Source organism: Kitasatospora indigofera (genome assembly GCF_014655955.1).
Taxonomy (GTDB): domain Bacteria; phylum Actinomycetota; class Actinomycetes; order Streptomycetales; family Streptomycetaceae; genus Kitasatospora; species Kitasatospora indigofera.
On the sequence record NZ_BNBO01000037.1, the window covers coordinates 63,336 to 81,074 of the forward strand.

15 protein-coding genes are annotated in these 17,739 nt (G+C 72.6%); all 15 read left to right on the forward strand.

What is annotated here, in order from left to right; all coding sequences use genetic code 11:
- Positions 1–298 precede the first annotated feature (298 nt).
- The 15 genes from nrdR (at position 299) to IE329_RS26780 (ending at position 17,649) form a co-directional block, all read left to right on the forward strand.
- Positions 299–796 (forward strand): transcriptional regulator NrdR, encoded by a 498-nt coding sequence (gene nrdR, locus IE329_RS26710; protein ID WP_073924832.1) that lies wholly within the window; start codon positions 299–301, stop codon positions 794–796.
- A 243-nt stretch (positions 797–1,039) separates the two neighbouring features.
- The gene (locus IE329_RS26715; RefSeq protein WP_190213535.1) at positions 1,040–3,931 is read left to right on the forward strand and encodes a vitamin B12-dependent ribonucleotide reductase; all 2,892 of its coding nucleotides are present in this window, start codon (positions 1,040–1,042) and stop codon (positions 3,929–3,931) included.
- 221 nt (positions 3,932–4,152) lie between these two features.
- Complete coding sequence (locus tag IE329_RS26720) at positions 4,153–4,917, forward strand: SDR family oxidoreductase (protein WP_190213536.1); 765 nt, start codon at positions 4,153–4,155, stop codon at positions 4,915–4,917.
- 49 nt (positions 4,918–4,966) lie between these two features.
- Positions 4,967–5,206, forward strand: coding sequence for an RNA polymerase subunit sigma-70 (locus IE329_RS26725; RefSeq protein ID WP_190213537.1), 240 nt, complete (start codon positions 4,967–4,969; stop codon positions 5,204–5,206).
- A gap of 1 nt (position 5,207) precedes the next feature.
- Entirely contained in the window at positions 5,208–5,780 is a 573-nt protein-coding gene (locus tag IE329_RS26730) for a Clp protease N-terminal domain-containing protein (protein WP_190213538.1), read from the forward strand.
- Between the two features lie 304 nt (positions 5,781–6,084).
- Positions 6,085–7,767, forward strand: a complete 1,683-nt coding sequence (locus tag IE329_RS26735; protein WP_190213539.1) for a sensor histidine kinase — start codon at positions 6,085–6,087, stop codon at positions 7,765–7,767.
- Positions 7,767–8,207, forward strand: a complete 441-nt coding sequence (locus IE329_RS26740; RefSeq protein ID WP_190213540.1) for a roadblock/LC7 domain-containing protein — start codon at positions 7,767–7,769, stop codon at positions 8,205–8,207. The genes IE329_RS26735 and IE329_RS26740 overlap by 1 nt, the downstream gene beginning before the upstream one ends.
- Entirely contained in the window at positions 8,204–8,584 is a 381-nt protein-coding gene (locus tag IE329_RS26745; protein WP_190213541.1) for a DUF742 domain-containing protein, read from the forward strand. The genes IE329_RS26740 and IE329_RS26745 overlap by 4 nt, the downstream gene beginning before the upstream one ends.
- A complete protein-coding gene (locus tag IE329_RS26750; RefSeq protein WP_190213542.1) occupies positions 8,565–9,206 on the forward strand; it encodes a GTP-binding protein in 642 nt (213 codons plus the stop codon). The genes IE329_RS26745 and IE329_RS26750 overlap by 20 nt, the downstream gene beginning before the upstream one ends.
- On the forward strand, positions 9,203–10,450 hold the full coding sequence (locus tag IE329_RS26755) for a cytochrome P450 (protein ID WP_190213543.1): 1,248 nt from the start codon (positions 9,203–9,205) through the stop codon (positions 10,448–10,450). The genes IE329_RS26750 and IE329_RS26755 overlap by 4 nt, the downstream gene beginning before the upstream one ends.
- Positions 10,451–10,496: 46 nt before the next feature.
- Positions 10,497–11,699 carry a cytochrome P450 family protein gene (locus tag IE329_RS26760; protein ID WP_190213544.1) on the forward strand — a complete coding sequence of 401 codons (1,203 nt, stop codon included), beginning with the start codon at positions 10,497–10,499 and terminating at the stop codon, positions 11,697–11,699.
- A gap of 308 nt (positions 11,700–12,007) precedes the next feature.
- Complete coding sequence (locus tag IE329_RS26765; protein WP_190213545.1) at positions 12,008–13,363, forward strand: ABC transporter substrate-binding protein; 1,356 nt, start codon at positions 12,008–12,010, stop codon at positions 13,361–13,363.
- 228 nt (positions 13,364–13,591) lie between these two features.
- Complete coding sequence (locus IE329_RS26770) at positions 13,592–14,599, forward strand: carbohydrate ABC transporter permease (protein ID WP_190213546.1); 1,008 nt, start codon at positions 13,592–13,594, stop codon at positions 14,597–14,599.
- A complete protein-coding gene (locus IE329_RS26775) occupies positions 14,596–15,576 on the forward strand; it encodes a carbohydrate ABC transporter permease (RefSeq protein ID WP_190213547.1) in 981 nt (326 codons plus the stop codon). Before IE329_RS26770 ends, IE329_RS26775 begins: the two co-directional genes overlap by 4 nt.
- 363 nt (positions 15,577–15,939) lie before the next feature.
- Positions 15,940–17,649, forward strand: a complete 1,710-nt coding sequence (locus IE329_RS26780; RefSeq protein ID WP_190213548.1) for a DUF4153 domain-containing protein — start codon at positions 15,940–15,942, stop codon at positions 17,647–17,649.
- Positions 17,650–17,739: the final 90 nt, after the last annotated feature.

A 17,739-nucleotide genomic window follows, 5' to 3' on the forward strand; every position in this document is an offset into this window, starting at 1 on the left:
TCGACGGATGTCCTCCCCTTTTCCAGCCCAACGGCACCACCTATCGAAAGGTTGCGCCAAACACACGTTCGAGTGAATTATTCGAGAGTTGACACACTCGATCAAGGCTTTGTTGTACATCGATTAAATGTTCGACTGCACAAGTCTAATCCGGGCCGACGCGCCTGGGCGGCCGGATCCCCCGAAGACCTAGATCTAGTGGCTAGAGTGCTCCTCGGACCCACACGTTGTGGTTGACCCCCTCGCATCGCGTAGACTCGTCGGGGTCCGCACGTCATGCCAGGGAGGGAATCCTCAGGTGCACTGCCCCTTCTGTAGGCACTCCGACAGTCGCGTCGTCGACAGTCGCACCACCGACGACGGCAGCTCGATCCGCCGCCGCCGGCAGTGTCCCGACTGCAGCCGCCGATTCACCACGGTGGAGACGGCCGCACTGATGGTCGTCAAGCGCAGCGGCGTCACCGAGCCGTTCAGCCGGGAGAAGGTCATCTCCGGGGTCCGCAAGGCCTGCCAGGGCCGCCCGGTCACCGAGGACGCCCTCGCCCAGCTCGGCCAGCGGGTCGAGGAGTGCCTGCGGGCCAGCGGCAGCGCCGAGCTCTCGACACACGACGTCGGGCTCGCCATACTCGGTCCGCTCAAGGACCTCGACGTGGTCGCCTACCTGCGCTTCGCCAGCGTGTACCGGGCGTACGACGGACTGGAAGACTTCGAGGCCGCCATCGCGGAACTCCGCGCCGAGCAGGCCTTCGCCCTGGAGGACGGCGCCCCGGTGCCGGCCCCCGCCGCCGCGTCCTGACCGGCGGGCACCGCATGACCCCGGCCGGTGCGTCATTCGACGCGGCGGCGTAACACCGACGTACTACAACCGTACCGACCGGCCCTCCGGGGCTGACGCGCGCCCGAAATCTGGGCACAGAACACCACAAACCGTGCGGTAACAGCCGGCGACCCGGCCGTCCGCACACCAGGAGAAGCGAACCAGCGGCACCCCGGAAGCAAAGGGGCGCCGAGGGCGTTTGCCCAGGAGGAGGAGCGAGAAGTGACAGACACGACGAGCGGTTCCGCACGCGGGTCCAAGTCCGAGAAGGCTGCCAAGGGCGCCGCCGGCAAGGCGACGAAGGGCGGCCTGCGGATCGAGCGCATCCACACCACCCCTGGCGTACACCCCTACGACGAGGTCACCTGGGAGCGCCGCGACGTCGTCATGACCAACTGGCGCGACGGCTCGATCAACTTCGAGCAGCGCGGCGTGGAGTTCCCCGACTCCTGGTCGGTGAACGCCGTGAACATCGTCACCTCCAAGTACTTCCGCGGTGCCGTCGGCAGCCCGCAGCGCGAGTGGAGCCTCAAGCAGATCATCGACCGCGTGGTGCTCACGTACCGCGCCGCCGGTGAGAAGAACGGCTACTTCTCCGCCCCGGACGACGCCGAGATCTTCGAGCACGAGCTCACCTACGCGCTGCTCCACCAGATCTTCAGCTTCAACTCGCCGGTCTGGTTCAACGTCGGCACCAAGCAGCCCCAGCAGGTCTCCGCCTGCTTCATCCTCGCCGTCGACGACTCCATGGAGTCGATCCTCGACTGGTACAAGGAAGAGGGCATGATCTTCAAGGGCGGCTCCGGCGCCGGCCTGAACCTCTCCCGGATCCGCTCCTCCAAGGAGCTGCTCTCCTCCGGCGGCAACGCCTCCGGCCCGGTCTCCTTCATGCGCGGGGCCGACGCCTCCGCCGGCACCATCAAGTCGGGCGGCGCCACCCGCCGCGCGGCCAAGATGGTCGTGCTGGACGTGGACCACCCGGACGTCGAGGCCTTCATCGAGACCAAGGTGAAGGAGGAGGAGAAGATCCGCGCCCTGCGCGACGCGGGCTTCGACATGGACCTCGGCGGGGACGACATCACCTCCGTCCAGTACCAGAACGCCAACAACTCGGTCCGCGTCTCCGACGAGTTCATGACCGCGGTCGAGAACGGCACCGAGTTCGGCCTGCGGGCCCGGATGACCGGCGAGGTCATCGAGACCGTCGACGCGAAGAAGCTGTTCCGCAAGATGGCCGAGGCCGCCTGGGCCTGCGCCGACCCCGGAATCCAGTACGACTCGACGATCAACCACTGGCACACCTGCCCGGAGTCCGGCCGCATCAACGCGTCCAACCCCTGCTCCGAGTACATGCACCTGGACAACTCCAGCTGCAACCTCGCCTCGCTGAACCTGATGAAGTTCCTCCGCGACGACGACTCCTTCGACGCCGAGCGCTTCGCCAAGGTCGTCGAGCTGGTCATCACCGCGATGGACATCTCCATCTGCTTCGCCGACTTCCCCACCGAGAAGATCGGCGAGACCACCCGCGCCTACCGCCAGCTCGGCATCGGCTACGCCAACCTCGGCGCCCTGCTGATGGCCACCGGCCACGCCTACGACTCCGAGGGCGGCCGCGCGCTGGCCGGCGCCATCACCTCGCTGATGACCGGCACCGCCTACCGCCGCGGCGCCGAGCTGGCCGGCGTGGTCGGCCCGTACGACGGCTACGCCCGCAACGCGGCCCCGCACCAGCGGGTCATGAAGCAGCACGCCGACGCCAACGCCGCCGCCGTGCCGGTGGACGAGCTGGACGCCCCGGTCTGGGCCGCCGCCACCGAGACCTGGCAGGACGTGCTGCGGATCGGTGCGCAGAACGGCTTCCGCAACGCCCAGGCGTCGGTGCTCGCCCCGACCGGCACCATCGGCCTGATGATGGACTGCGACACCACCGGCGTCGAGCCCGACCTCGCCCTGGTCAAGTTCAAGAAGCTGGTCGGCGGCGGCTCGATGCAGATCGTCAACGGCACCGTGCCGCGCGCCCTGAAGCGCCTCGGCTACCAGCCGGAGCAGGTCGAGGCGGTCGTCGCGCACATCGCCGAGCACGGCAACGTGGTCGACGCCCCGAGCCTGAAGCCCGAGCACTACGAGGTCTTCGACTGCGCCATGGGCGAGCGGGTCATCTCGGCGATGGGCCACGTGCGGATGATGGCGGCGATCCAGCCGTGGATCTCCGGCGCCATCTCCAAGACGGTGAACATGCCCGAGGTCGCCACCGTCGAGGAGATCGAGGAGATCTACTTCGAGGCGTGGAAGCTCGGCGTCAAGGCGCTCGCGATCTACCGCGACAACTGCAAGGTCGGCCAGCCGCTCTCGGCCAAGACCAAGACGCCGGCCGTCGAGGCCCCCAAGGCCGAGGCGGCCCCGGTGGTCGAGAAGGTCGTCGAGTACCGCCCCGTCCGCAAGCGCCTCCCCAAGGGCCGCCCGGGCATCACCACCTCCTTCACGGTGGGTGGCGCCGAGGGCTACATGACCGCCAACTCCTACCCGGACGACGGCCTCGGCGAGGTCTTCCTCAAGATGTCCAAGCAGGGCTCGACCCTCGCGGGCATGATGGACGCCTTCTCCATCGCGGTCTCGGTCGGCCTGCAGTACGGCGTCCCGCTGGAGACGTACGTCTCGAAGTTCACCAACATGCGCTTCGAGCCGGCCGGCCTCACGGACGACCCGGACGTGCGGATGGCGCAGTCGATCGTCGACTACATCTTCCGCCGCCTGGCGCTGGACTTCCTGCCCTTCGAGACCCGCTCCGCGCTCGGCATCCACTCGGTCGAGGAGCGTCAGCGGCACCTGGACACCGGCTCGTACGAGCCGCTGGAGGCCGAGGAGCTGGACGTCGAGGGCCTGGCCCAGTCCGCCCCCCGCGCCGCGGAGCCGGTGGTGGCCGCCAAGCCCGCCGCCGTCGAGGCGCCGAAGGCCGCCCCGGCCCAGGCGCACAACTCCACCGAACTGATGGAGATCCAGCTCGGCCTGAACGCCGACGCCCCGCTCTGCTTCTCGTGCGGCACCAAGATGCGCCGCGCGGGCAGCTGCTACCTGTGCGAGGGCTGCGGATCGACCAGCGGCTGCAGCTGATCCCGGGCGCGGCCCGCGGGCCCCGGCGTTGAGTTCCGCCCGCCGGGGAGGCCGGGCCGCGACCGTTCGCGGGACCGCAGTGTGACGAAGGGCGCCGACCACCGGTCGGCCCCCTTCGTGCTGCCCAGGGCCGGCGCCGGCGTCCCCCGGCCTGGGGATGTCACGTTCCGGCGGGCCGTCCGGTCGTTCTCAGGGAAACGAGAACGGGAGAAGGGACGGTCATGAAGCCGATTCTGGTGACCGGGGGCACCGGCACGCTGGGCCGGGAGGTGGTGCGGCTGCTGCTCGCGCAGGGGTGCGAGGTGCGGGTGCTGAGCCGTCGCGCGCACTCCGGGGGCGGGCACGCCTGGGTGGTGGGGGACCTCACGACGGGGGCGGGGGTGGACGCGGCGGTGGCCGGCGTCTCGGCGGTGGTCGACTGCGCCACCACCCAGGGGAAGGCCGACGTCACGGCGACGGCCAACCTGGTGGCGGCGGCCCGCCGGGCCGGGGTGCCGCACCTGGTGTACGTCTCGATCGTCGGCGTGGACCGGGTGCCGCTGGGCTACTACCGGGCGAAGCTCGCGGCCGAGCGGCTGGTCCGGGAGTCGGGGCTGGGCTGGACGGTGCTGCGGGCCACCCAGTTCCACGACCTGCTGCTCTCGGTGCTGCGGGTGACCGCGAAGTCCCCGGTGGTGCCGGTGGCGGCGGGGGTGCGGTTCCAGCCGGTGGACGCCGGGGAGGTGGCGGCGCGGCTGGTCGAGCTGGTGGGCGGGGAGCCGGCGGGGTACGCGCCCGAGCTGGGCGGGCCGAGGGTGATCGGGTACGAGGAGGCGGCGCGGGCGTACCTGCGGGCGGCCGGGCTGCGCCGGGTGCTGCTGCCGGTGCGGCTGCCCGGGGAGACCTTCCGGCGGTTGCGGGCGGGCGGGAACCTGACACCCGAGCACGCGGACGGGCGGGGCACCTTCGAGGAGGCGCTGGCGGCGCGGTTCGGCGGACCGGCCTGAAGTGTCAACCTGGGTTGACAGGGCGCGGCTGTCAACCTAGGTTGACACCATGAGCGACACCAAGGAACTCGCGGCAGCCGCGAGCAGTCGTGACCCCGCGGTGGGCCTGCGGGCGGTCCGCGCCCTGCGCGACCTGGCGGACCGGCTGGAGGACCTCCAGGTCGGCAACGCCCGCGGCCAGGGCTGGTCCTGGCAGGACATCGCGATCTGCCTCGGCGTCAGCAGGCAGGCGGTCCACAAGAAGTACGGCCGACGCGGTTTCGGCACGGACGAGAAGGACGGAGGCTGAGATGTTCGAACGATTCACCGTCGCCGCGCGCGGGACGGTCGTGCAGGCCAGGGAGGAGGCCGCCGCGCTCCGGCACGACCACGTGGGCACCGAGCACCTGCTGCTCGGCATGCTCGGGCAGGCCGACGACCCCTCCGCCCAGGTGCTCGTCGACGCCGGGCTCGACCTGGCCACCGCCCGGGCCGCCGTGGTCCGGCTGCTCGGGTCCGGCGACGACGCACAGGCGCTGGCCAGCATCGGGGTGGACCTGGACGCCGTCCGGGAGGCGGTCGAGGCCGCTTTCGGCGAGGGCGCGCTGGACGGACCGGGGAAGGGGGAGGAGCGCCGCGGCCGGGGCTGGTTCAAGGCCGGCGGCCGCAGCCCGTTCACCCCAAGGGCGAAGAAGACCCTGGAGCTGTCGCTGCGCGAATCGATCCGGCTCGGCTCCGGTCACATCGCGGTCGGCCACCTCCTGCTCGGCGTGCTGCGCGAGGGGCAGGGGCTGGGTGCCCGGGTGATCGCGGATCACGGGCTGGACTTCGCGGCGGTGCGGCGGGCCGTCGAGGCCCGGCTCACCGAGTCGGCGACCGGCTGACCGGGCGGGGTGCTTCGTGGGCGGACGCCCGGGCGGGGCCGGGACGCCCGGTCGGGTCACCACCCGGTCCGGTCGCCGCCCGCTCCCGGCCTCCGCGCCCGGCCGGACGGGGAGGCCGGCCGGGCGAGGCCGGGCGCTCCCGTACTGGCCGTCAACTGGTCGGTCGAGTCCGCCAAATGAATGGATATGATCTTCCGACCGCGCATATCGAACACCCGCCCGGAGGCCACGGCAGCGTGCCCTCCGGGCGGTCGCGCGCTGTCGCCCGCCCCGCCGTCGACGCCTGCAGCCGAGGACCGGACTGATGAGAGCACGCACGAGACCCGCCGACGGGCCCCGCCTGCGACCGGCCCCGCGCACCATCGCCCTGACCGGCGCCGCGGTGCTGCTGGCCGCGGTCGCCGGCCCGGTGGCGGTGGCCCGGGCGACCGCCGCGGACCAGCCGCTGACCGCCGGCGCCGTCTGCGCCGTCGTCGTCCTGTGGTGCATCGCGGTCGGCCTCGCCGCCGGCGCCACCGAGCGGGCCCGCCGCCTCGCCGCCGAACTGGCCGCCTGCCAGCACGAACTGGCGGAGGCCCGGAGCGAGACGGTGGGTGCCCACGGGCGGACCGCCGAGTCCACCGCCGCCGCCGAGGCCGCCCGCAAGGAGCGCGCCACCGCCCTCGCCGCACTGGCCACCGCCCAGGAGGAGCTGGCACGGGCCGAGAAGGAGGCCGAGACCAGGCGCGCCGAACGCCGCGACCTGCTCCGGCTGACCGACGAGATCCTCCCCGCCGTGGTCGAACGGCTGCGCACCGGCGCCTCCGTGGACACGGCGCTCGCCGAGCACCGCCGCCACCCGCAGATCGCCGTCCTGCGCACCGTCGCCGAGCAGGTCGGCCGCGGGGAGCGCGAGCGGGCGGCCGCGCTCGCGGTCTGCGCCACCGCCGCCGGGCGGGTCCAGGCACTGGCCACCAGCATGCACGCCGACCTGCGCGAGATGCAGCACCGGCACGACGAGGACGTCCTCGGCGACCTGCTGCGGCTCGACCACTCCACCGCCCAGGCCGGCCGGCTGGCCGACAGCATCGCCGTCCTCACCGGTGCCCGCTCGGGCCGCCGGTGGACCAAGCCGATCGGCGTGGAGTCCGTCCTGCGCGGCGCGCTGGGCCGGATCGGCGCCTACCAGCGGGTCCGGCTGCACAACGCCAGCACCGCCGCCGTCGCCGGCTACGCCGCCGAGGGCGTGATGCACGCACTCGCCGAACTGCTCGACAACGCGGCCAACTTCTCCGCCCCGCCGGCCGAGGTGCACGTCTACGTGGAGGAGGCGTACGCCGGACTGGTGATCACCGTCGAGGACGGCGGGCTCGGACTCGGCGACAGCTGGCTGCGGCGCGCCGAGCGGGCGGTCTCGGGCGAGCCGCTCGACCTCGGCGCCCTGTCGGCCGGCACCCGGATCGGGCTGGCGGTGGTCGGCGCGCTGGCCCGCAAGCACGGCCTGAGGATCTCCTTCCGGCCGTCCGCCCGGGGCGGCACGGGCGTGGTGATGCTGATCCCGCAGCAGCTGGTCACCCACCCGCCGGCCACCGAGCCGCCGCCCGTCCGGCCGGCGCGGACCCAGCCGGCCCCGGCCTCCGTCGGCCCTCCCGCTTTCGTGGACGCTGCTGCCCCGGTGCCCGCCCGGGAACCGGCCGTCGCTCCGGTCGACACCGCCGGGCACGCCGACACCGCCGGGTCGGGGCGCGGGCCGGCGGCGGACGGCGCCCTGCCGCAACGCCGCCGCGGTCAGACCCTCGCGGCCGCGACGCGTCCCGCCGCGACGCCTCCCGGCGGGACGCCCCCCGCCTCGCCGCCGGCCGCCGCCCCCGACCTGCCGGCCCCCGACCGGACCACCCCCGAGGCGACCGCCGCCGTGCGGGCCGCCCGGTTCGGCGCCTTCCGCCAGGCCCTGCAGGGCCAGGACACATCCGACGTTTCCCCCGTACCCCCGAAGGACGACTCCTGATGAGCAGCGCGACCGGCCGTGACCTCGACTGGCTGTTGGAGAACCTGCTGACCGCGACGCCCGGCGCCAGGCACGCCCTGGTGCTCTCCGCGGACGGCCTGAAGCTCTGCCACACCGCCGCTCTGAGCACCGACCAGGCGGACCAGCTCGCCGCCATCGCCTCCGGCATCCAGAGTCTGGCGCACGGCGCCTCGATCGAGTTCGGCGACCGCAGCGGCGGCGTCCGCCAGTCGATGACGGAGTTCCACGGCGGCATCCTGTGCATCGTCGCGGCGGGCGAGGGCGCGCACCTGGCCCTGGTCACCGACGACGACGCCGACGTGGGCGTGGTGGGCCACAACATGCACGGCCTGATCGAGCAGATCGGCAGCCACCTGAGCGCCCCGCCGCGGGACCAGGACGAGGGTGACGGCCGGCCGGCCGCCGCCGGCCCGGTATGAGCGCACGGCCGGCCCCGGCGGGCCGCGACGACGGCCCGGACCGGCTCTACACCGTGACCGGAGGCCGCAGCCGCCCGCCGGAGAACGTCTTCGACCTGGTCACGCTGATCGTCGCGGAGGGCGGCCCAGCCCCCGGCATGCAGTCCGAGCTGGCCCGGATCCTGCGGATCTGCTCGGCCCCGACGGCGGTGGTGGAGATCGCCGCCGAGCTGCGGATGCCGGTGTCCGTGGTGAAGATCCTGCTCGGCGACCTGCTGGAGGCGGGCCGGATCACCGCCCGCCACCCCCGCTTCTCCCCGGCCCGGCGCCCCGGCGCCGCCCGGCTGCCCGATCTCGACACGTTGAAGCAGGTGCTCGATGGACTCCAGCAGCTCTGACACCGCGCTCCGCCCGGGGCGTGCGCCGCTGCGCGGGACCGCCGACAACGGCATGAAGATCGTCGTGGTGGGCGGCTTCGCCGTCGGCAAGACCACCCTGGTGGGCTCGGTCAGCGAGATCCGTCCGCTGAACACCGAGGAGACCATGACCCGGGCGGGCGTGGGCGTAGACGACCCCTCGGCGGTGCCGGACAAGAGGTCGACCACGGTCGCCTTCGACTTCGGCCGGATCACCCTCTCGGACGAGAACGTGCTGTACCTGTTCGGCGCGCCCGGGCAGGAGCGGTTCTGGTTCCTCTGGGACCGGCTGTTCAGCGGGGCGCTCGGCGCGGTGGTTCTGGTGGACACCCGGCGCCTGGAGGAGTCCTGGTACACGATCGACCGGCTGGAGCACCACGGCACCCCGTTCATCGTCGCCCGCAACAACTTCGGGGAGCCGACGCACGGCCTGGACGAGGTGCGCAGCGCGCTGGACCTGCCCGACGACGTCCCGCTGGTGGACTGCGACGCCCGGGACCGCGAGTCGGCCAAGCAGGTGCTGATCGCACTCGTCCGTCATCTGCACACCCGCGTCGAAGCCTCCCAGCGGGCGGGCGCGGCCGAGGAGGAGACCACCCCGTGACCGAGCCCGCCCCGACCCCGCCGCCGGGCTGCCCGGCGCACGCCCACGCGGCCCCGCTGTACGGGCCGCGGTTCCAGACCGACCCGGCCCAGGTGTACCGGGAGCTGCGCGCCGCCCACGGGCCGGTGGCACCGGTCGAACTGCCCGGGGGAGTCCCGGGCTGGCTGGTCATCGGCTACCGCGAGCTGCAGCACGTCACCGGGCAGCCGCAGCTGTTCGGCCGGGACTCGGCCCGCTGGAACGCCTGGCCGTCGATCCCCGACGACTGGCCGCTGAAGCCGATGACGGCGCCGGTGCCGTCGGTGCTGTACACCGAGGGCGCCGAGCACCGGCGGCGCTCCGCCGCCGTCGGCGACGCGCTGGCCGGGGTGGACCAGTACGAGCTGAGGAAGCACGCCGAGGAGATCGCCGACCGGCTGATCGACGCCTTCGCCGGGCGCGGCGAGGCGGACCTGGTCGCGCAGTACGCGCACCGGATGCCGCTGCTGGTGCTGTGCCGGCTGTTCGGCCTCGGCGAGGAGGAGGCGCCGGTCCTGATCGAGGGCCTGCTGACGATGCTGGACGGCGGCCCGGAGGCCCAGGCGGGGGCGATGCGCCTGCTGGCGGGCATGGAGCGGCTGGTGGAGGAGAAGCGGGAGTGGCCCGGCTCCGACATCCCGTCCCGGATGCTGGCGCACGAGGCCGGGCTGAGCGAGGTGGAGCTGATGTGGGACCTGCGGGTCCTGCTGATCGCCGGTCACCAGCCCACCAGCTACTGGATCTCCAACGCGCTGCGGCTGATGCTCACCGACGAGCGGTTCGCGGCCTCGCTCTCGGGCGGGCGGCGCAGTGTCGGCCAGGCGCTGAACGAGGCGCTCTGGGAGGACACCCCGACGCAGATCTTCGCGGGCCGCTGGGCCACCAGGGACACCCAGCTCGGCGGGCAGCGGATCGCGGCCGGCGACCTGGTGCTGCTGGGCCTCGCCGGGGCCAACGCGGACCCGGCGGTGCGCGGGGCGGACGGCGCGCCCGCCGAGGGCAACCGCGCGCACCTCAGCCACTCCTACGGGGAGCACGGCTGCCCGTCCCCGGCCCGGGAGGTGGCCGAGATGATCGCGACCACGGCGATCGAGGTGCTGCTGGACCGGCTGCCGGACCTCCGGCTGGCGGTGGCGGAGCACGCGCTGGTGTGGCGTCCCTCGCCCTGGGTGCGCGGCCTGGTGGCCCTGCCGGTTTCTTTCACCCCCGGGTACGTGGCCGGGTGAACCGTCCACGTGTCCCGTCGTCGTCCCGGACCGAAGGAGTGTGCCGATGACCGCACCGATCGTGCTCGACCCGCTGGCGCGGGACAACGCCGCCGAGGGCGCGCTGCTGCGCGCGGCCGGTCCGGCGGTGGCGGTGGTGCTGCCGGGCGGGGTGGCCGCCTGGGCGGTGACCCGGCACGCGGCGGCGCGGGAGCTGCTGACCGATCCCCGGCTGGTGAAGGACGCCGGGCACTGGGCGGCGCTGCGGCGCGGCGAGGTGCCGCGGACCTGGCCGCTGATCGGGCTGGCGGTGCCCGGCCCGAGCATGGTGACCACCGACGGGACGGAGCACCGGCGGCTGCGCGCGCTGGTGGCGCAGGCCTTCACGCCCCGCCGGGTGGAGCTGATGCGCCCGCGGGTGGAGGCGATCACCGCGCGGCTGCTGGACGCCCTGGCGGCGGGGCCGCCGGAGGTGGACCTCAAGACGGCGTTCGCGTTCCCGCTGCCGATGACCGTGATCGGCACGCTGCTGGGGGTGGACGAGGCGGACCACGCCCACCTGCGTGACCTGTACGAGCGGTTCTTCGGCAGCCGGCCCGACCCGGGCGGGATCCAGGCGACGATCGCCGCGCTGAACGCCTTCGTCGGCGGCGTGGTGGCGCGGCGCCGGGCCGAGCCCGGGGACGACCTGACCAGCGCCCTGCTGGCGGCCGACGTGGAGGGCGGCGCGCTCAGCGACGCCGAGGCGGCGGCCACCCTGCGGGTGATCATCGCGGCGGGGCACGAGACCACCGTCAACCTGATCAGCAACGCCGTCCGGGCCCTGCTCACCCATCCGGAGCAGCTGGCGCTGGTCCGGTCGGGGGAGGTGCCGTGGTCGGCGGTGGTCGAGGAGTCGCTCCGCTGGACCCCGCCGACGAGCAACTTCCTGTTCCGCTTCACCACCGAGGACGTCGAGGTGGACGGGGCGGTGATCCCGCGCGGCGAGCCGGTCCTGATCTCCTACAACGCGATCGGCCGGGACCCGGCGCAGCACGGTGTCACGGCGGAGCTGTTCGACGTCACCCGGGACCCGGCCCGGCACCTCTCGTTCGGGCACGGCCCGCACGTCTGTCCGGGCTCGCCGCTGGCCCGGCTGGAGGCGGCGGTGGCGCTGCCGGCGCTGTTCGAACGGTTCCCGGGGCTGGCGCTGGCGGTGCCGGACGGGGAGCTGTCGCCGAGTCCGTCGCTGGTGGTCAACAGCCTGAAGGAGCTGCCGGTCAGGCTCTGAGCGGCCGGCCGGTGCGGTCACGGCGACGACGGGGCATCCTCGGAGGAGCGGGGGTGCCCCGCAGCCGTACGCGGGTCACCGCGGCGGGCTCCAGCACAGGTCGGTTACGACTCCGACTCTGGCCGATGAAGGTCGAACGGACACCTTGGCGCGAGGTTGCCATTACGTTAACGTCTTCAAGCCAGCTACCGCTGGGTACGGACAGTTCTCGTGTACAGCGCAGTGTTGCTCCGCCATATCGCCGTTGCCCGAAGCCCTGGCCTGGAGGACGCTTTGACCCTCACCCTGACCGCGACCGAGGTGTGCCGATGAACGCCCGCCGACGCCTGCTGGTGGCCCCCGCCGTTCTGGCCCTGGCGCTCACCGCAGCCTGCTCCAACAGTTCCGGCGGCTCGGGCGGAGGTTCGGGGTCGGCGGCCGCGCTGACCGGCGACTGTGCGAAGTTCCAGCCGTACGCGGGCCACTCGGGGACCAAGGTGACGATGTTCGCCTCGATCCTCAGCCCGGAGTCGGACAACCTGGAGAAGTCCTGGGCCGACTTCAGCAAATGTACGGGCATCAAGATCAGCTACGAGGGCTCCAACGACTTCGAGTCCCAGCTGCCCGTCCGGGTGACCGGCGGCAACGCGCCCGACTTCGCGATCATCCCGCAGCCGGGCCTGCTGGCCCAGATGGTGAAGACCGGCAAGGTCGTGAAGCCGCCGGCCGGGACGGTCGCCAACGAGGACAAGTGGAGCCCGGTCTGGAAGACCTACGGCTCCGTCAACGGGACCTTCTACGCGGCGCCGATGAGCGCCAACATGAAGTCGCTGGTCTGGTACTCGCCGAAGATCCTCAAGGACGCCGGCATCGAGGTGCCGAAGACCTGGGCCGACCTGATGGCCGCCAGTGACAAGCTCGCCAAGGCCGGCGGCGCCAAGCCGTGGTGCGGCGGCATCGGCTCCGGCACGGCCACCGGCTGGCCCGCGACCGACTGGCTGGAGGAGATCGTCCTCGGCTCGTACGGCGGCGAGGTCTACGACCAGTGGGTCGACCACAAGGTGAAGTTCAGCGACGAGAAGATCACCACCGCGATGCAGACGCTGGCCGGCTGGATGCAGAACCCGGCCTGGGTGAACGGCGGCATCGGTGACGTGAAGTCGATCGCCACCACCACCTTCCAGGACGCGGGTGCGCCGATCCTGGCGGGCAAGTGCGCGATGCTCCAGCAGGCGTCCTTCTACGAGGCGCAGTGGCCCAAGGGCACCAAGGTCGCGGCGGACGGCGACGTCTTCGCCTTCCACCTGCCGGCCGTGAACCCGGCGGTCCCGAACCCGGTCGAGGGCGGCGGCGAGTTCCTCGCGGCCTTCTCCGACCGGCCCGAGGTCCAGGCCGTGCAGGACTACCTGTCCAGCTCCGACTGGGCCAGCAGCCGGGTGAAGACGGCCTCCGGCTGGGTGTCGGCCAACCAGGGCGTGGACAAGAGCCTCTACACCGACCCGATCGACCAGCTCTCCGCCTCCAAGCTGACCGACCCGACCGCGACCTTCCGGTTCGACGCCTCCGACCTGATGCCGGCCGCCGTCGGCTCCGGCCAGGAGTGGAAGTCGCTGACCGCCTGGTTCGCCGAGGGCCAGTCCATCCAGCGGGTCACCGCCGACATCGACGCGGCCTGGCCCCAGTAACCGGCGGTCCGGCGGACGCCGGCCGACGTCAACAGTTGAACGGTCGGCCCGCCGGTGCACACCGGCGGGCCGACCGGCCGGGACCACCTGCCGAGGGCGGTGCGGGGCCACCCACCCGCACCGCCCGCCCCTACGCCCCACCGGCGCCCCACCAGCCGGCCGTCACCACTCCCCGCCCCGACGGCACCCCGCGGGGGAGGAGTGGGAATCCAGGAAGGACGAACAGTCATGTCCGTCACCAGGGCACTGCTCGCCGACGGCGCGTGGACCGACGCGAGCGTCAAGCTCGGCAACATGGTGGGAGCCGTCGCGGGCTTCCTCGGCATCCTGCTGGTGATCTTCTTCGTCGCCGGCCGGGCCTCCGGGCGGATCGCCCGCCCGCTCGCCGTCGTGCTGTTCCTCGGCCCCGCCGTGCTGCTGCTGATCGTCGGACTGGTCGCACCCCTGGTGCGGACGGTCTACCTGAGCTTCTACAACGACGACGGCACCAAGTTCCTCGGCGGCAAGAACTACGGCTGGGCGCTGACCACCGACTCCGTCCAGCACGTGCTGCTGAACACCCTGCTCTGGCTGGCGGTCGCCCCGCTGGCCGCGACCGGGCTCGGCCTCCTTCTCGCCCTGCTGGTCGACCGGGTGCGCGGGCAGGCCGTCTACAAGTCGCTGATCTTCATGCCGATGGCGATCTCCCTGGTCGGCGCGAGCATCATCTTCAAGTTCGTCTACGACGCCAGGGACGTCTCCCAGTCGCAGATCGGCCTGCTGAGCCAGCTGGCGATCAGCCTGGGCTGGCACCACCCGCCGAACTGGATGCTCTCCCAGCCGCTGAACACCTTCCTGCTGATGGTCGTGATGGTCTGGGTGCAGACCGGCTTCGCCATGGTGGTGCTGTCCGCCGCGATCAACGCGATCCCGGACGAGGTCACCGAGGCCGCCCGCCTGGACGGCGCCGGCGGGGTCAAGCTGTTCTGGTTCGTCACCGTGCCGATGATCCGCACCACCCTGGTGGTGGTGCTCACCACGGTGATGATCACCACGCTGAAGGCCTTCGACATCGTCCGGACGATGACCGGCGGCAACTTCGGCACCCAGGTGCTCGCCAACGAGATGTACTCGCAGTCGTTCGTCCAGTTCAACACCGGCCGGGGCAGTGCTCTCGCGGTGATCCTCTTCCTCGGCGTGCTGCCGCTGGTGGCCTACAACATCGTCCAGCTGCGCAAGGAGCGTGCCAACCGATGAACGAGACCGCCGCCGCGCACGACGCCGAGCCCGACCCGCTCGCCAAGCACGTCACCGACACCAGGCCGGCCCCGGCCCCGGGGCCGGTCCGCAAGGCCTTCAGCAACCCGATCGCCTCGGTGATCGTGGTGGTGGTGACGGTGCTCTGGACGATCCCGACCCTGGGTCTCCTGGTCACCTCGCTGCGCCCCAAGCAGGACGTCGCCGAGACCGGCTGGTGGACCGCGTTCGCCCACCCCGACCTGGGGCTGTCCAACTACCACACGGTGCTCTTCGAGGGCGGTTTCGGGGTCAGCGGAGGCCTGCTGCCGTACTTGGTCAACTCGCTGGCGATCAGCATCCCGGCGACGGTCTTCTCGCTGGTGCTGGCCGCGATGGCGGCCTACGCGCTGTCCTGGGTGCGGTTCCGGGGCAGCGACGTCATCTTCTTCGTGATCTTCGCGCTGCAGGTGGTGCCGCTGCAGATGGCGCTCATCCCGCTGCTGCAGCTGTTCTCCGGCGGGGCGCACCTGGGCACGGTGACGATCATCCCCGCCTTCGACCTGAGCGGGACGTACGCGCCGGTGTGGCTGGCGCACACCATGTTCGCGATGCCGCTGGCGATCTTCCTGCTGCACAACTTCATCTCGCAGCTGCCGCGCGACCTGATGGAGGCGGCGATCGTCGACGGCGCCTCGCACTTCAAGATCTTCCGTTCGATCGTGCTGCCGCTCTGCACGCCGGCGCTGGCCTCGTTCGCGATCTTCGAGTTCCTCTGGGTCTGGAACGACCTGCTGGTGGCGCTGACCTTCGCCGGCGGTACGCCCGAGGTCGCCCCGATGACGGTCCGGCTGGCCCAGCTCTCCGGCTCCTTCGGCGGACGCTGGGAGCTGCTGACGGCGGGCGCCTTCCTGTCGATCATCATTCCGCTGATCGTCTTCTTCAGTCTGCAGCGCTACTTCGTCCGCGGGCTGCTCGCCGGCTCGGTCAAGGGCTGAGCCGCTCCCCGTGACCGCGGCGGCCGGGGGCGCCGCGGCACGGCAATGACGGACCGTCCGGCGGGCCCGCGGCATCCGGACGGGCCGTAGGCCGCGTCCGGCGCGGCCCGGTTCCGCCGGTGACTGGGGTGAACCCCGACCGAGGCCCGGCGGCCGCCTTCGCAGGGCGGCCGCCGGGCTTTCGCACGGGCCGGTGCTTGTGTCACAAATCTGCGACACAAGGACTCCGGGGTGGATTTGAACTTGTTCAGAATGATCGCTCTCCCTAGAGTCTGCGTCATGTCGCGGCGCCGATCCAGCGCCTGCCGGCGGACTGCCCCGTGGGCTGGTTCCGCATGCCCACTGACCAGTTGAGGGTGACTCATGTCCGAATCGTCCATACCCGAGCCGTCGCCCGGCACCCCGCCGCCCGCCGACGCGCACCCTCCGGTCACCCCGGAGCCGGCTGCCGCCGCGGGGGCGGGCTCCGCGCAGGCCCGCCCCGCCGACCCGTTCGCGGCTCCGTTCGCCCCTCCGCAGCACCCGCAGGGCCCCCAGTACCCGCAGGGCCCCCAGCCGTTCCGGCCGCAGCCGCCGAACCGGCTGATGGCCGAGACGGCCCCCGCCCGACGGTCGCCGGCCACCCTGAGGGTGCTGCTGGCCGCGGCCGCCGCGGGCCTGCTCGCCGCCTGGCTGCTGGGCGAGGGCATCGGCGCCAACCTGCTGGTCTGCGCCCTCGCCGCCACCGCGACGGCAGGGCTCTCCGCCAGGGCCGCCGGACGCCGGGTGCGCCCCTGGACGGTGCTGTGGAGCGTGCTCGCCGCGGTCGTCCTGGTGGTCCCCGTGCTCTCCGACGCCGGGTGGCCGACCTTCCTGGCCGTCGCCTCCTCCCTCGGACTGGCCTCGCTCGCGCTGCACGGCGGGCGCCGCTGGACGGGCGTCACGCTGGCCCTGCCCGGCTTCCTCTGGCACCTGGTGCCCTCGCTCCCGTGGGCGCTCCAGGCCCTTCGGGGCCGGGACTACCCCGCCCGGGACAAGGTCGTGCCGATCCTCAAGGCGACCGCCGTCGCGGTGGTGCTCCTGATCGTCTTCGGCACCCTGTTCGCCAGCGCCGACGTCGCCATGGGTGACGTGCTGTCGAACCTGACGCCCACCGTCGAACTCGACGACCTGCCCGCCCGGTTCCTGCGGTTCGTGCTGGGCACCGTCCTGGTGCTGGGCTTCGCGCACCTCGCGGCCGGCCCCCGGGTCTGGGACCGCGCGACCACCAGGCCCGGCCGTGAGCGCGGCCGCCTGGAGTGGGCCCTCCCGCTGACCGCCCTGAACCTGATGTTCGCCACCTTCACCGTGATCCAGGTCGTGGTGCTGGCCGGCGGCCGCGACGCGATCACCAAGAACACCGGGATGAGCCGCTCGGAGTACGCCCGCCAGGGCTTCTGGCAGCTGATGGTGATCACCGTTCTCACGCTCGGCGTGGTGGCGCTGGCCAAGCGCTGGGCCCCGCGCTCCACGCCCGCCGACCACCGGCTGACCCGGGCCCTGCTCGGCACCCTCTGCGTGCTGACCCTGGTGGTGGTCGGCTCCGCGCTGCTGCGGATGTCGTACTACGTGGACGCCTCCGGGCTGACCACGCTGCGCCTGTGGGTGCTGGTCGTGGAGATCTGGCTCGGCGTCGTCTTCCTGCTGGTGATCGCCGCCGGCGTGCTGCGCTCGGGCTCCTGGCTGCCGCGCGCCGTGGTGCTCAGCGCGTCCGTCACCGCCGCCGTGTACGGGTTGATGGGCCCGGACGCCATGGTCGCCGAGCAGAACGTGGCCCGCTACGAGAACAGCCCGACCCGGCAGATCGACCTGCGCAACGTCCGGGACCTCTCGCTCGACGCGGTACCGGCCCTCGACCGGTTGCCCGAGGACCTGCGGACCTGTGCGCTGCAGGAGATCAGCAGGGCGCTCGCCGACGGTCCGTCGCCCTGGTACGCCACCAGCCTGGCCGAGTCCCGGGCCCGGGAGATCCTGGAGCGGCACCCGATCGGCCGCCACCCGGCCGCCTCCTGCTCGGCGGTCGGGTTCAAGGAGCGCTATTCGTACGACTACTGACCGACCTCCGGACGGCCCCCACGGTCGGGGGCGTCCGGGGCGGGGGAGCGACGACGGCGCCGGCCGGGAGCGGAGTGCTCCCGGCCGGCG